A 14,114-nucleotide genomic window follows, 5' to 3' on the forward strand; every position below is an offset into this window, starting at 1 on the left:
CCCGGGGGATCCCCGGGGGGGCCCATGCATCCTGGGGGGCGGCCCTGGCGATCCGGGGGCTGGGCCGGGTCTCGCGCCAGGATGGGCGTTCGACCGGCCGGGTTCCGTCCTAGCCGAGCTCGACCCAGTTCCCGCCCTCGCGGACATAGGTGGTGTCGTCGAACTCCAGCCGCTCCATGCCGGTGAGCACGTCGCGATCCCCCTCGAAGGTGACGATCACCTTCTTGCCGAGCGTCACGCCGTAATCGCCGAAGTCACCATCGAACATGACGGTGTCGCGGCCCTTGCCGCCCACCAGCTTGTCGTTGCCCAGATCGAAGATGAAGCTGTCGGCTCCACCGCCGCCCAGCACCCGGTCATTGCCGGCGCCGCCGTCGAGCGTGTCGCGCCCGCCGCCGCCCGAGATCTTGTCCCGGCCCTCATCGCCGACGAGGACGTTCTTGCGGCCATCGCCGAGGAGCGTGTCGTTGTGGGTGCTGCCATGGACGTTCTCGATCTTCACGAGCCGGTCGCCCTCGGCATCCCCGCCCAGGCCGCTGCGCTTGGCCAGGTCCACGCTCACGCCCGCATCCGAGCCGCTGTAATCGGCCCAGTCCTTGCCGCCGCGACCATTGAGCACGTCGGCGCCATCGCCGCCGATCAGCACGTTGCCGGCCTTGGAACCCAGGAGCTTGTCGTTCGCGTCCGAGCCGATCACGCCTTCCATGCTCTTGAACTTGTCGCCGCCCGCATCGCCGCCCCGGGCCACGCCCTTCTGCAGGTTGACGGTGACGCCTTTCGCGGAGTCGCTGTAGTCGAGCGTGTCGAAGCCCTTGCCGCCGACGAACCTGTCGGCGCCTTGGCCGCCGGCCATGATGTCGTCGCCCTTGCGGCCGATCAGCGTGTCCTTGGCCCCCAGGCCGACGATCAAATCGTTGGCCTTCGTGCCCTTCAGGGTCTCGCCGGCATCGCTGCCTTCCTTCACGTTGGTCACAGCCGACAGCCGGCCCTCGGCCACGTCCTGCACGGCGATCTCGACATCCTGGGCCAGGCTCAGCCCGCCCGCGCCCGTCGCCGTGAGGGTGAGGGGGATGCTGTAGGCGTCCTCGAAATCGAGACTGATCCCGGCTTTCAGCTTCAGCATGCCCTCCACCACTTCGAAGCGGTCGTCGGAGACGGTGATCTCGGGCGCGTCACCGCCATCGGGATCGGCGACCGACAGCGCGCCCACCACGGCGCCGGCGGCGTTTTCGGCCACCTGGCTGGCGGACAACTCGATCTCGCTGGGCATCTCCAGGATCCGGCTGATCTGGATCGCGTTGATCTTCGGGTTCTGGCTGTTGGCGACGAAGGCGAGGTTCAGCTCCTCATCCACGGCCGTGTAGACCAGCTCGCGGGTGATCACCGTGCCGAGGAAGGGCTGCTTGGCCGACATCGTCGCGGGCAGCGACGGCAGCTCCTGCCCCAGCGCCGCCGCGGCCTCGCCCAGCGGGTTCATGTCGGCGAACTCGGCAACGGCGGTGCCGTCCACCGTCACGTCGAAGATCCGGTCGTTGCCCGAGCGGAACGCCCCGGTCCAGTTCTCGACGTAAAGCAGCGTGATCTTGTAGGTCGCGCCGGTTTCGACATCGAAGTTGTAGCTCAGGGGTTCGTCGTCATTCGGCAGCGGCCTGATCTTGTCGTGGCGCTCGTGGACGAAGAGCTGCCAGGGCGCGTAATCCGCCACGGCGGGATCGGTGTAGGTGACCTCCGCTTCGGAGTCGGTGCTCTTGCTGGTGAACTCGTGTTCGACGTCGCCGGTGACGGAGACCGGGCCCGTGCCGTTCTCGAGCGCCAGGTCGCCGGTCCAGACCGGGCCGCCATCGATCGCGGCGACATCGGTGCTGCCGGCGTTGACGCGATAGACGATGCTCTCGCTGGAGTTTGTCGGGGAAAGTGCCAAGATCGTTACCTCTGGAATACGCGTTAAAAAAACCGGAGAAGCGCAAAACCCGCATCTCGATCGGCATGTCATGGCTGCCGGGAAATGGCCGGATCAGGGTCGGACGATGGCCCGGTAATGCAACAGGCCACAATTGCCGTTCCGTGATCCCAATCGATACCGCAATCGCTTTTGCGGATCCGTTGCTCCTCACACCTGTAGGAGCGACGTTAGCAATCCCGCGCGACAGGGCAACCATTTTCTTGCCACAATCCCATATCGTGATGTCGGATTGCTCTCTGTGCGCGCCCCGGATTGCCTTGGCACCGACCGTATCCGCAGCGGCCAGGCTTTCCGCCGTGCAGTGACAGCCTCCGAAGCTGAATCTCCCTGGAATTTATCTCGACAAGATGGCTGGGGGATCTGGCAGCCTTGGTTCGGATCGGCGCGAGGGAATCTGGGACTGCATCGCACCCGCTTGCCGGTGACGCGCTCCGGCCCCGCTGTGCCAGCCAAGGTTGCAGGCGGCCTCCACACGAAAGACCGCGTTGCGGCCCCAAGGAGAAGACGCCATGCCTTGTCTTCCCCTCGACACCCGCGCCCCGAGATCATTGGTGCCGCGCCATCGCCGCAATGGCTGGTCACTCCGCCAGCCATCCCCGGGGTCCTGGGCGCGCTGTCCTAGCTGGCCTCCAGGCGGGTCCACCTGGGCGCGATTCGGAGCGAATCGCGCGGGGGAAAAGGTCACGAGACCGACGATGCGCGCCTCGCGGAGGCCTGCGGCGCCGATCCCACCGCCGGCCCTGCCGGCGAGCGGCCTGAGCAGGCACAGGCGTCGACGCTTTCAACCGCAAGTCTACGGCCGTCGCCTGCTGGTCTGGCCCGTGTCTGGAATGACCGCGTGTCTTTTCCCGGCCTGCCGGTCGCGGATATTCACACGCCCTGTCCTGTTTCGCCCGATGCCCGGGGGTCATTCGCATGAAAGGATGGCCCGGGAATCGTGGCCGCCATAGGCAGCGATCCGTACGAAACCGACCATGTCTTCGTCGTGATCGGAACGCGCCGCGCGTGCCTATTGGATTTCATGGGGAAATCTCCGGGCTGGGGGTCAATGGGTCCGGCGCGAGGAGATCTTTCGCAATGCCCGCCTAAGCTGTGGCAATTTCGTACCTCCTTGCTGCCACAATCACCTGCTCAACTTGACCGGTCGCCGGCCTGGAAATAGCAGAAAAACTCTGCCGCCGGGATGAGAGCGGCGGACGTTCAGTTGTTTATAGAGAAAAATACATGAAAAGAATTCAAGCGCTCGCGCTGCTGGCCGCGGTCGGCATTTCGGCCTCTCCCGTCGCCGCGGATATTCTGCCCGTTGCCACGGACCTTCTGCCCGACGCGCAGGGCCCCTTCGCGGTGTCCATCGCGGCCACCCTCGACACCGCCTCGGAGTCCCCGATGGCCCTGACGGCGCTGAGCGCTTCCGTGGCGACCGGCGGCTCGTCTGCGGCCTCCAACGCGACCGCGGTCGTCGATGGCACGCTCAACGGCGCCACCTCGAATGCGGGCGTCTCGACGAACAACGGCGTGCAGTCGAACGTCACCTTCTCCGGCGAGACCAACGAGTTCGTCTCCGACGTCAGCACCGGCACCCAGTACATGGGCTGTAGCATCCATTACCTCAATTGCTTCTGACCCGACAGCGGTCGGTTGCATGATCGCAAGGCGCGGGCTTCCCGCGCCTTGCGCTATGGCACGGCATGGCCAGAGACATCGAAAAGCGCGGGGGCACACCGTGCAGAAAGATCCCTGAATGGTGACGCAAAGCTTCCGCAGGCACTTGAAATCCTCCGTCTGCAGCGGTCTCTTCTTGGCCCTGCTGCCCCTGCCTGGCCTGGCCGAGGAGGCCCTCGGGCGCGCCGGCGCGGTGGTGCCGCTCACGAGCCGGTTCATCCTCAACGGCACGGTGCTCGACTACGGGCAAGGCGGCGTTGTCTCGGAGGGGCTGGTGGCCGGCGGCAAGCGCGATCTTGTCCCGCAGGCCGACATGACCCTCGCTCTGTCGCAGGATCTGCGCGAAGGGATCAGCGGCGCGCTGTTCCACCGGCGCCAGACCGGCTGGTATGCGCAGCTGCGCACCACCCTGGACGCGCAGACCATCACCACCACGCAGCGCGAAGCGGTCGATCTGACCGGCTCGCGCACCTACCTGACCGTGACCGGCCGCTGCCTGTTTCTCGAGGCCGACCCGGACGCCTATTGCAGCTACACGCCGGGCATCGCCGTCGAGGCGGCGGACCTCGATCCCGACACGCTGGTGCCGAACGATTTCGCCGTCGATTCCGAGTTCGGCCTGGTGATCGACCGGGAGACGCATGACGCGCTCAAGGCGAGCGGGTTCCAGCGCGGCATGGCCGGCGGCGAGACCGTGGGGCTGGCGCTGGACCTGCCCAACAGCGGCTTCACCTACGCGCAGGACCGCGCCGGGCTGAACGGGATCAAGCGCCGGGAGGACAGCCGGTCGCAGCTCGTCGCGTCGGTCTCGCATCTCGAGCAGAACCTCTTCAGCAACGATGCCGGCGCCGCGCTGGACCGGACCGTCCGGGGCGTGGTGCTTCTCGACGAGGAGGACTGGGACCGGGACGCATTCGCCCTGCAGGCCCTGTCGTGGCTTCTGCCGGGGGCCGACGGCCGGCTGAGGCCGGGCGATGACGCGCCCGATGTCGGCATCAGCAACAACCTGTTTTATGCCGCCAACAACACGCGGCTGCCGCAAGACAGCTTCACGACCTACCACGCGAGCCTGTCCCGGGTGGCGCATTCCGCCACGCCGCCGCGGACGGCCGCCGAAACCCCGGTGGCGTGGTCCAACAGCCTGTGGCTGGGCTTTTCCCCGATCCGGGACGTGGATCAGTCCGTTGAGCTGCGCTACGCGCCGACCGGTCCGCGCGAGACCACCGCCTCGAGCTTTCGCCAGGGCGGGATCGCCGGCGATCTGAGCGGACGGATCACGATCGTGGATGCGCTCACGCAGGACCTGTCCCAGATCCAGCTGTCGGATGTCGAGGATCTCTTCGTCCAGACCGGCGCCGAGCTCACGACGCAGGACGCGATACGGCAGGTCACCTTCCGCGAGGAGCACGCGTTTCGCTACGCGCCGCACCTGTCGTTCTCCGGCAACCGCACCAGCGGGACCAGCGTGCTGCGCTACTACACCGGCGCGCTGCTGGACGAGGACACCAACGCCTATGCGGGCATGGCCTATTCTCTCAACAGCGGCAGCGGATGGACGGCCCATCTGGGCGCGGAGGCCTACTCCGACCCCGACCAGGATCACTACAGCAAGCTGCAGGCCAATCTGAGCAAGGCGGTGACGCTGTCCCCGGGCCGCAGGCTGAGCCTGGGCGCGTCCGGGCTGGCGGAGCTGGACCGGCCGGAGCTCGACGGAACGACGCCGCGGCTTGGCGAGGGCGACAACGTCGTCGATGTCGCGGCCGGCTACCGCGAGAGCGGGTTCACTCTCAGCTTGCGGCAGCGGTTCAGCGGCGTCGGGACCGACGACGAGACCACCAGCACGACGCTGGGCCTGGGCGTCGACCCCAGCCCACGCCTGGCGATGAACTTCGAGATCACGCCTTACTCCAGCGAGGACAGCTACATCGCCGCGAGCACCGGCTTGGCCTGGGGGCTGATGGACAGCCCGGGCGCGCCGCGGCTGCGCGTGCAATGGAGCAAGATCAAGTATGATTACGGCACCGACGGGGTGGGCCAGCCGTTCGAGACCTCCGAGCAGACCGTGCTCGCGGCCCTGCAGATGACGTTCTGAAACGCGACCCCAGGGGGAGAGATACATGTTCCTGACGACATCAAGGGCCGTGGCCTGCGCCGCGCTGTTCGCCACCGGCGCCCCTGTGGCCACCTGGGCCCAGGAGGCCGATCCGACGCGCGTGGAGATGGTCCTCGTGCAGGAGTCCGGCCAGACCACGGCGATGAGCGTCTCGGTCGCCCAGGGGCCCTACATGGAAACGGCCAGCTTCCGCTCCGCCACCGCCATCGCCACGGGGGCGATCGCGTCGCTGGAGCCGGTCGAAAAGTTCGAGCGTCCGGAAGAGGGCTTCGACCTCTTCACCTCGCGGGTGGGACGGTAGAACCGGCTGCGGCAGGCCATGCCCGGCCGGGCTTCGTCTTCCAGGCGCCGCAGCCTTGATCCAGACCGCGCAGACGCGGCAGGCGCACATCTCGAGGGTGATGCACTGAGGCGCGCCGCGTCCGGCCGGGCTGACCTTGGCCAGGACGAAGATCGTGGGCCCCTCGCCCATCTCGGCTTTGCGCGCGGCTGTGTCGAGGCGTCCTGGCGAGCAGTGCCGTGAACAGCATCTCGTCATGGGCGAAACCGCCGCCGCGAGAGATCCGTCCTGCCACGCCGTGGCGGTCGGCCACGACAACCGGCACCGCTTCTGGCCGGCGGGCCGCGGCCTCCACCACGCGGTGGGGGATCCTGCAAATCCGGCGCGCCCGAAATGGCATTCGAGGGCGACTGCGAAGACAAAGGCCTCATTTGTGCCCTGTTCGGATGCAACCTGGAGGACATGCGACAGCGCTGCCTCGCGATCCTGCAGAGGATCGAGAGGTGACGGGGGAGCGGATGAGATCGCGGGCGGCGTTCCAGGAGGGCGAGGACATCGATGGCGGCTTTGGCACCCCCTCTGGCGCGTGGGTCGATCGTGACGCGACGGGGGCCCGGGCGAACGGCATTCGTCACGATCCGCCAGCATGCCGAGACCGCGGCCCCTGCCATGCGCTGCGTGCCCCCTGGGTGCCGCTTCGCCACCAGGACCGGCCCCGGGGGTTCCGACGATCGGCAGAGCTGCGAGGTGCTGGCCGAGGCGAGACGGAAGGCGGAACGAGTTGGGGCATGGATGCGCCCCGCGGCACCTCATGGGCCGCGCAGCATCTGGGATCAGACGGCGAGTGCCCGGCAGCATGTCCGAAAACCCCGTCCAGGCATGGCCCCTTTACCTAAAGGGGCGCGATGCAGGCCGCTACGACTGATAACCGGGGGCGGCCAGGGGGCCGGGAGCAGTGGGATGCTGCACCGGCCCCACCTATACCTTTGGCGCGCCCGGCCTTAGTCCATTTGCACTACAACCCGCGGATTGACAGGACCCTATGATCAGCCGGGGGGCCACCCCCCAGGCCCGAAGGGTCTTTGTGAATTAACGAGTTTGGTCCGCCATTTGCCCGTGGCGGGCCATTTTCGCAACTCCGTCCCGTCCAGGGCGTCCCGCCGCCAGGCCTGCGGCTTCCTTTCCGCCCCTGCAAACCCGTCCAGCGGGCGGGCCTGGCCCCTCACGCGAGGGCGCGCGATGCAGGCTGTCATGGCCGACAGCCGGGGGCTGTCAGGGGGACCGAGGGCCATGAAATGCTGCCCGGCCCCCTCGTTCGGAAGCCAGGACTGCCTCCATGATAATCAAGAAAGTTCAGAGATATGCATTGACGTCGCCTCGATTGCCGCTAAGGCATGGTCTTGCGAGTGGTCACTTGCACATCCGGAATGCCTGCCTGAACATTCCGTCCCATTTTTTGCCCGCCATTTTCATGGCGGGCTTTTTTTCTGCAAACGGGCGGGCATGCCAGACCGGGAGCGCAGCGGCATCATCCGCGACCCATGCCACGCCCGTTGCCGTGACAGGCGGGCTCCCGCTCTGCGCCCGCAGGCCCATGCCGGGCGGGAGCCAATCGTGCCGGTGGTCGCAGGGAGGGGCTGGTCTCGACCTTCTCGACCATGGGTCCGATCCCTGCCCCTCGCGGCTCGAAATGCCGCGACACGACGCGGTCAGCCCGGATCGAGCCGCGCGGGGATTGCGCAGACGCGCGGCAAGAGGCGTCACTTGGAAGCTCTGCCGCCCCCGCGCCTCGTGATCCGCGCAACAGGCGCTCCCGCGGGGAGCCCGCCCTGCGGCAGCGGCTGCAAGATCCTTCGGAAGGGAAGCGGTCGGGGCGGCGGACAGGCGCCCGGCGCTCCGCGAAACGGGACGCCGGGCGCCATTCTTACCGCGCGATCAGGAAGTCATCGAGCGATTTGTTGGCCGCCAGCCCATCCTTGATCCATTGCGGCTGGCGTCCGCGCCCGCTCCAGACCTGGGTTTCATCATCGGGGTTGCGGTATTTCGGCGGGTTGATCGACTTGGACGGCTTTCCGGCCGAGGCGCCGATGAGATCCTTCAGCGAGAAGCCGGCGGATTTGGCCGCGGCTTCCGCGGCCGCGAGTGCGTCCTGACGACGGCGCGCCTCGTAGGTCTGAATGGCGGTCGCGGTTTCCTTGTGAAGCTTTTTCAGCTCGTCAAGATCCAGATCGCTCAGGTCGAAGTCGCTCATGGGGGTCCTTTCAGGAGAATGCCAATCGGTATCGGCTGTTATCCACTGGCATCACCATTATCCACCCTTTGCCCCTACCCGCTTATCAATTCTTTTGGCTTGGGGGTAATTGTGCAATGCGTCGCAAAACAATCCCCTGCTTGGGGCAGGCACGGCGCAAATCGCCTTTCCCGCTGTTCCATTTCGTGCCTTTTTCCTTTGAAGGCGCGCGGGGCAGCGGGACAGGTGCCGCCCTTGGCCATACGACATGCCGTTCGCAGAGCCATCACCCGTGGCACGATGCTTTCATGGGCCGCAGGCCATCCCTCCCCCGCATACACGGGCCATTGCCGCTTCCCCTCGAGGATCTCGCCCATGCGGCGATCCGCAGCGGGCGCATCCTCGCCCCCACTGGAGCGACGCTACGGGTTGGAAACCGGCGAGGCGGGGCGCCATGCAAGCGCCTCCGGCCTCTCGAGCGCCGGCTTGGCCCCCGGCGGGGGCCAGAAGACGGGTTCCTGGTACATGCTGCCCTGCCGGCTCTCTCCCAAGAGGAAGAGCACGCCAATGCAGGCCATGATCAGGATGATGTAAGGGGAGCCCAGCCCGCTGTCTCTCACCATGGGAAACGTCTCGTTCAAGAAGGGTGCGCGAGCTCGGTCATCGCTTCACCTCAAGAATGCACGGGAAAGTGGCGATCTTGCGTCGGCCCTGGGAAAACATCCCGCCCTTCCGGTGTGGCCGGATCAACTCCAGCGCCATGTCCGGGCCCCGGGCGCATCCCCCGTGGCTCCTCGGCGCCGCCGGTGACACCGATCCTTCCCGCGAGCAGGCCCGCCCTGCCCCGGTCATCGCCGGAGCGAGGCCCCAGGCGGCGTCTGGCAAGGGCGGCGTCTGGCACAGACCCGGCTCCGGCCCCTTTGCCAGATCAACTGATGAGCTGGGGAAGCCGGGGCTGATCGACCTCGGAGAGATCGGCAGGGCTGATCCCGCCTGTCTCTTGCGCGAAATGGGCAATCGGGGCCGGGGGGCTGCAGAGATAGCCCTGCATGGCCTCGCACGCTTCCTCGCGCAAAAACGCCAGTTCCGCGCTCGTTTCGACACCTTCGGCCAGCGCCGGAAGCTCGAGACCTCGCGCCAGGCCCAGAACCGCCCGCAGGATGGCAGCGGCTTCGGGGCTGGTGTCGATGGACCGCACGAGCGACCTGTCGACCTTGATCTTGTCGAACGGAAACGCGCGAAGGGTCGACAGCGACGAGTAGCCGGTGCCAAAATCGTCCATCGCGATCCTGAGGCCCAGCTTCTTGAGCTTGTTGAGGACCAAAAGCACCGTATCGATGTCCTTGATCATGCAGGATTCCGTAACCTCCAGCTCGAGGCGCGCGGGGTCGAGGCCGGTATCCCGCAGCACCTTTGCGACCAGCTCCGGCAGACCGCCACGGCTGAGTTGCACGGCGGAGACGTTGACGCTGATCGTCAGCGGTGTCTCCCAGCGCGCGGCTTCGGCACAGGCGGTCCGCAGCACCCATTCACCGATCTGGACGATCGCCCCGCACTCCTCCGCGATCGGGATGAATGCGACCGGCGAGATCGGGCCCTTCGTGCCGTGGTTCCATCGAAGCAGCGCTTCGAACCCGGTGACCTTGCCGGACCGAAGGGCCAGCTGGGGCTGATAGACGAGGCTGAGCTCGTTGCGCGAGATGGCATGACGCAGGTCGTTTTCGAACTGGCGCCGGTTGCCCTGGTCCGCGCCCATGGCCGCCTCGAAGACGCGGTAGGTGCTGCGGCCTTCCGACTTGGCCTCGTAGAGGGCGGCGTCGGCATTGCCCAAGAGCGTCGTGCGATCGGCCCCGTCTTCCGGGAAGAGCGCGATGCCGATGCTGGCGTCGACGGTGACGGCCGCGGGCAGCTTGTCGCTCGCCCCGCTGAACGCGTCCAGAATGGCTTCGGCCATGCGCTGTGCATGCGCAGGGCCGGCGAGATCCGGGAGGATCACGGCGAACTCGTCTCCGCCCAGACGCGCCACCATCTGGTCGGCCTCGAGGAGGCCCGTGATCTTCTCGGCCACGAACTGCAGCGCCGCGTCGCCCACGAGGTGACCGAAAAGATCATTGATGTCCTTGAAGCCATCGAGATCGATCAGGAAAACCGCGAAACCCCTGCCCCTCTCGCGATGCGCTTCGAACTCGGCTTCCAGCCGCCGATCGAAGCTCGCACGGTTCGACAGCCTGGTCAGCGGATCATGATGCGCGAGAAAGCGAATGTCGGCCTCGGCTTTCTTGCGCTCGCGGATGTCGCGCACGGCAAGAACATGGTGCGGCTTGCCGGCATAGACAATGTTGCGACGAAGCAGCTCGACGGGAATCCTGGTCCCGTTGATCACGCGGAGGGTCGCCTCCAGGGGTTTGTGCGCAGACCCCGCGAGGTGGCCGGAGACCAGCGCCGGAAAGAAGAACGCGAGCGAACGGCCGACAGGCTCGGATCCGTCGGGGCAGGCAAGCGCGGTGAAGCTGGAGTTGGTCGCAACGATCTCGGTGCCGTTGCACACGATCAGCCCTTCCACGGCCGCGTCCGCCAGCTCCTGCATGCGCGCCGCCTCTTCGCCGGCGCGCCGCAATTCGCGCAGATCGAGCGCCAGGCCCGCACCCGCGAAAAGGATGATGAAGATCGAGGCCAGGGCGACGCCGATCGCCATCCAGCCCGCCGGCATCGCCGAGGCCGAGACGATGATGCTCGGATCGGGCATGATCGCGGCCGCGGCCATGGCGGTGAAGTGATGGCTGCAGATCGCCAGCGTCAGGGCCAGGCCTCCAAGCGCCTTCCACTTGAACGTGTTGGCGTGAAGACCGATCGGCAGCGCGACCGACCCCAAAAGGCCGCCCAGGGCGATCGAGGCGACGACGAGGGGCACATCCCAGACAACGCGCCCCGCGATCTCGAACGCGGCCATCCCCGTATAGTGCATGACGGCGATACCGGCGCCAAGGATCGCACCGCCGATCCAGCGCCCGTATCGTACGCCAGGCGACGTGCCGATCGTCAGGCCGACACCGGTCAGCCCGATCACGGCGATCAGCGAAATGACCGTCAGGGTGATGTCGTAGCCGCTGGGCAGAGCGGGCTGGAACGCCAGCATGGCGATGAAATGCGTGGCCCAGATACCGAAGCCCGTCGCAACCGCCGCGACAAGGCGCCAGACCCGACGCATCAGGCGGTCGCTGCGCCCGACATGGTGGAGGAGATTGACCGCCGCGAACGAAGCCACGGCGCAAACGCAAGCCGCCAGAACCACGAGACGAAGATCGTGTTCTGTGACGATGCAAGTGTAGACGGTCAGCACGGATAGTCCGATCTGTTGAAGGGCTCGGATGGCGGCGGGGAAACCTATGAGCGTCGCGGCTCCATCTCTGGGAATGGCGGCCTGGTTGTGTCGCGAAGTTGGTAGGAATTTGAAGGCAGGCGATGTCCAGACACATCACGCGCCTTCCGGCGAGGGCTGCCGCCACAAGATCGATCTGGCTGCGCCGCAACTGACGCTTGATCAGGACCACGCCCTCGGCATCGACGCCGTGACGCGGGAAGACCGATTTGGCGCGATCGACGCCGATCGTGGTCGGCTGTCCCATGGATGGCTCCCTTCATGGGTTCAGCGTGACAGCACTCGATGTGACACCTCGCGAGGCCTCCAGCGGGCCATCCGCTCCTCATTGGCAGACCATGCCTCATTGCCGACGAGCAGCGGGCCCGCTGAGCCCCGATGGGGAGGTTCACGGCCAGCGCTTTCTGGCGTCGGCACAGCATGCTGAAGCCCGGCACCGCCCAGTTCGGCCGATCAGTTGCAAGAGGCTTTCGACGAAGCCGGTCGTCTGGCGAAGCGTCATGCCGGATAGCAGCGGTGCTGGAGGTTGTCGCACCCGGCGCGCGGGGCGTCAGCCGACTTCGGAACCCGGACGAGATGAGACGCCACCTGATCCTCGTGCGGACCTGGGAGTCCCGCCAGGTCAAGGCCCCCCGAGGTCAAGTGGCCCGGCTCTTCGTGGAACTGTTCGGGTTTGATCTGCCATTCTCGCCAGATGGAATGCCCTTTCTTACGTCTTTCTCGCTGCCTTGATTTTTTTGGCGAACTACCGTTGTCGCCTGGGCGCTGCCGTGAAAACTCTGTCTCATAGCGCCATCAACTCAGAGACAGAAACTGTATTACCTATTTCATGGGTTATGCGCTAGGAAGATGCATTGGTCAGCCCGGCTCCAAGGCCCAGTGACGTCGGCTCCTGTATCACGCATTGACCGCAGCAAAGATTTTTCGGTCGACCGTGGCGACGATGCTCTTGCGTGGCTTGCCAGCCCGACCAATACATTCGTCAGCGAGTTCTTTTTACATAATCAGGTCGATCGTTCGCCAGCATCTGCCTTTTTCAGACAATGCGGCCGGACAGTAAAATCAGGGTTGATCTGTGCGACCGTGTGCTCGGCGCAGGGCGACGCCTGGATGTCAATGCATCATTCAGGGCTGTGACGTATGTTCATTCGCGTTCCGCCGGATCGAAAAAGTTGACGGACAGGCCCTTCTGCGCAGCATGCTCCAACAGGGCGAGATTCACATACGAAATTCCAACCAGCTCCGCGGTTTCCTCGGCGACAGAAATAAGGATATAGGCAAAATCCATTCCGATGCTCGCCTTGTACACCCCGCCCACCCCCTCGATGACAAGCGCCCCGAACACGAAGATCGTTGCTCCCTTCACCAACTCTACCTTCAGGCGTCGCGGGGGGGACATAAGAAACGGAATGGATAGCACACCCAAGACGATAACGACGGGAACACCGACGAAAATCCAGCTTTGTCCGTTGAGGATGTCGCCGAACAAGGACCAACGCAATTTCTCGTGAATTTGGGCGCTTTCGTCATAGGCCATGGCCAAAAGAACAAGTGAGCTGAATATCCAGTAGGCGTTGAGCGGCATCTTTCTTATCTTCCTGTAGTAGAAATAATTTAGCACGCAGAGCTGCGATGCGACGAACATGAGAACGATGCTGAGCAATGTCGGGAGACTGACTTCGTTGTTCAATATGAATCTATCGGCAAGCTCGTTAACAATCAGGCTGCCACCCCTCTCCCTTATAGCCGACATTGCGACGGAGAGAAGCGCGAGCAGAGGAATGCCAAGGATGATAAAATATCGCAACCATTGCGGCGAAAACCTCAACTCGGAAGCGTTCGGATTCCTGTCAGGGGCGGAATGTCTGACATCACCACCAGGCGGCTCACGCATGAATACATCTCGTAATTGACGCTGCGCCAATCCTGCACAAAAAGATCGCCCAACAAACTGCACCTATGAATTTCGCGCCGTCCTCGATCAGGATGCGGATATCACCTATCTGTGCCTCAACGAGCCGCTGCCCCGCATCGACGGACAAAGACAACAGGAAGGCAGCCGCGGCGGCCAGAGCGAACCCCCGTGACTCGCCCCAAAACATCTCCCTGAACAGTATAATTCCTGTCAGGGCAATCGCTCCATAAGCGAGAAAAAGCGGCTTTTCCCCCAGCATGAAGTTCTCATGGATAAGAAACAAATCATCCCACGCCAGCAGGGCAGTGAAGCCACCGAAGAATAGAAAGAACCGCAGGTCGGCAACGTCTCTCGACCGAGATGCGAGAACGGCCCCCGTAAAGAGTGAAACGGCGGCTCCGACCGTCCAGGCCATTACGCCGAGGCTCGAGAGGAACCCGGCATAGCGCGGGATGTTCCCGATTTGAGTGGGATCCCGAGTAAAGAACCCATAATCCCGGCTGATATATGCCGCCGCCGGCACGATCAGAAGGACGGCGATAAGGGACATGCAAAGCGTAATACTCGGGAGG

9 protein-coding genes and 2 pseudogenes are annotated in these 14,114 nt (G+C 65.1%); 3 read left to right on the forward strand and 8 right to left on the reverse strand.

What is annotated here, in order from left to right; genetic code table 11:
- Positions 1-109: 109 nt before the first annotated feature.
- A complete protein-coding gene (locus tag O4G76_RS08365; protein WP_269396910.1) occupies positions 110-1,921 on the reverse strand; it encodes a malectin domain-containing carbohydrate-binding protein in 1,812 nt (603 codons plus the stop codon).
- Between the two features lie 1,266 nt (positions 1,922-3,187).
- Between O4G76_RS08365 and O4G76_RS08370 the strand changes: the two genes are divergently transcribed.
- The 3 genes from O4G76_RS08370 (at position 3,188) to O4G76_RS08380 (ending at position 6,039) form a co-directional block, all read left to right on the forward strand.
- Positions 3,188-3,586: a hypothetical protein gene (locus O4G76_RS08370; RefSeq protein ID WP_269396911.1), complete on the forward strand. Its 399-nt coding sequence runs from the start codon at positions 3,188-3,190 to the stop codon at positions 3,584-3,586.
- A gap of 118 nt (positions 3,587-3,704) precedes the next feature.
- Entirely contained in the window at positions 3,705-5,717 is a 2,013-nt protein-coding gene (locus tag O4G76_RS08375) for a hypothetical protein (protein WP_269396912.1), read from the forward strand.
- 25 nt (positions 5,718-5,742) lie between these two features.
- Entirely contained in the window at positions 5,743-6,039 is a 297-nt protein-coding gene (locus O4G76_RS08380; protein ID WP_269396913.1) for a hypothetical protein, read from the forward strand.
- Positions 6,040-7,942: 1,903 nt separating this feature from the next.
- On the opposite strand, the gene O4G76_RS08385 is transcribed toward O4G76_RS08380, so the two are convergent.
- The 7 genes and pseudogenes from O4G76_RS08385 to O4G76_RS08415 form a co-directional block, all read right to left on the reverse strand.
- Entirely contained in the window at positions 7,943-8,269 is a 327-nt protein-coding gene (locus O4G76_RS08385; protein ID WP_269396914.1) for an H-NS histone family protein, read from the reverse strand.
- A gap of 401 nt (positions 8,270-8,670) precedes the next feature.
- Positions 8,671-8,871, reverse strand: a complete 201-nt coding sequence (locus tag O4G76_RS08390; protein ID WP_269396915.1) for a hypothetical protein — start codon at positions 8,869-8,871, stop codon at positions 8,671-8,673.
- 305 nt (positions 8,872-9,176) lie between these two features.
- On the reverse strand, positions 9,177-11,588 hold the full coding sequence (locus O4G76_RS08395) for a bifunctional diguanylate cyclase/phosphodiesterase (protein WP_269396916.1): 2,412 nt from the start codon (positions 11,586-11,588) through the stop codon (positions 9,177-9,179).
- Between the two features lie 172 nt (positions 11,589-11,760).
- Positions 11,761-11,874, reverse strand: a pseudogene (locus O4G76_RS08400) (IS110 family transposase); the annotation flags it as partial.
- 109 nt (positions 11,875-11,983) lie between these two features.
- Positions 11,984-12,141 (reverse strand): annotated as a pseudogene (locus O4G76_RS08405) (transposase); the annotation flags it as partial.
- Positions 12,142-12,771: 630 nt separating this feature from the next.
- A complete protein-coding gene (locus tag O4G76_RS08410; protein ID WP_269396917.1) occupies positions 12,772-13,521 on the reverse strand; it encodes a hypothetical protein in 750 nt (249 codons plus the stop codon).
- Positions 13,514-14,092, reverse strand: a complete 579-nt coding sequence (locus O4G76_RS08415) for a hypothetical protein (protein ID WP_269396918.1) — start codon at positions 14,090-14,092, stop codon at positions 13,514-13,516. The genes O4G76_RS08410 and O4G76_RS08415 overlap by 8 nt, the downstream gene beginning before the upstream one ends.
- Positions 14,093-14,114 lie beyond the last annotated feature (22 nt).

It is taken from the genome of Limimaricola sp. G21655-S1 (genome assembly GCF_027213785.1).
In the GTDB taxonomy this organism is placed as follows: domain Bacteria; phylum Pseudomonadota; class Alphaproteobacteria; order Rhodobacterales; family Rhodobacteraceae; genus Limimaricola.

What these genes read in the sequence shown, in the direction of transcription:
- O4G76_RS08370 (WP_269396911.1), top strand. Translation starts at nt 3,188, where the DNA reads ATGAAAAGAATTCAAGCGCTCGCGCTGCTGGCCGCGGTCGGCATTTCG.
- O4G76_RS08375 (WP_269396912.1), top strand. Translation starts at nt 3,705, where the DNA reads ATGGTGACGCAAAGCTTCCGCAGGCACTTGAAATCCTCCGTCTGCAGC.
- O4G76_RS08380 (WP_269396913.1), top strand. Translation starts at nt 5,743, where the DNA reads ATGTTCCTGACGACATCAAGGGCCGTGGCCTGCGCCGCGCTGTTCGCC.
- O4G76_RS08385 (WP_269396914.1), bottom strand. Translation starts at nt 8,269, where the DNA reads ATGAGCGACTTCGACCTGAGCGATCTGGATCTTGACGAGCTGAAAAAG.
- O4G76_RS08390 (WP_269396915.1), bottom strand. Translation starts at nt 8,871, where the DNA reads ATGGTGAGAGACAGCGGGCTGGGCTCCCCTTACATCATCCTGATCATG.
- O4G76_RS08410 (WP_269396917.1), bottom strand. Translation starts at nt 13,521, where the DNA reads ATGCGTGAGCCGCCTGGTGGTGATGTCAGACATTCCGCCCCTGACAGG.
- O4G76_RS08415 (WP_269396918.1), bottom strand. Translation starts at nt 14,092, where the DNA reads ATGTCCCTTATCGCCGTCCTTCTGATCGTGCCGGCGGCGGCATATATC.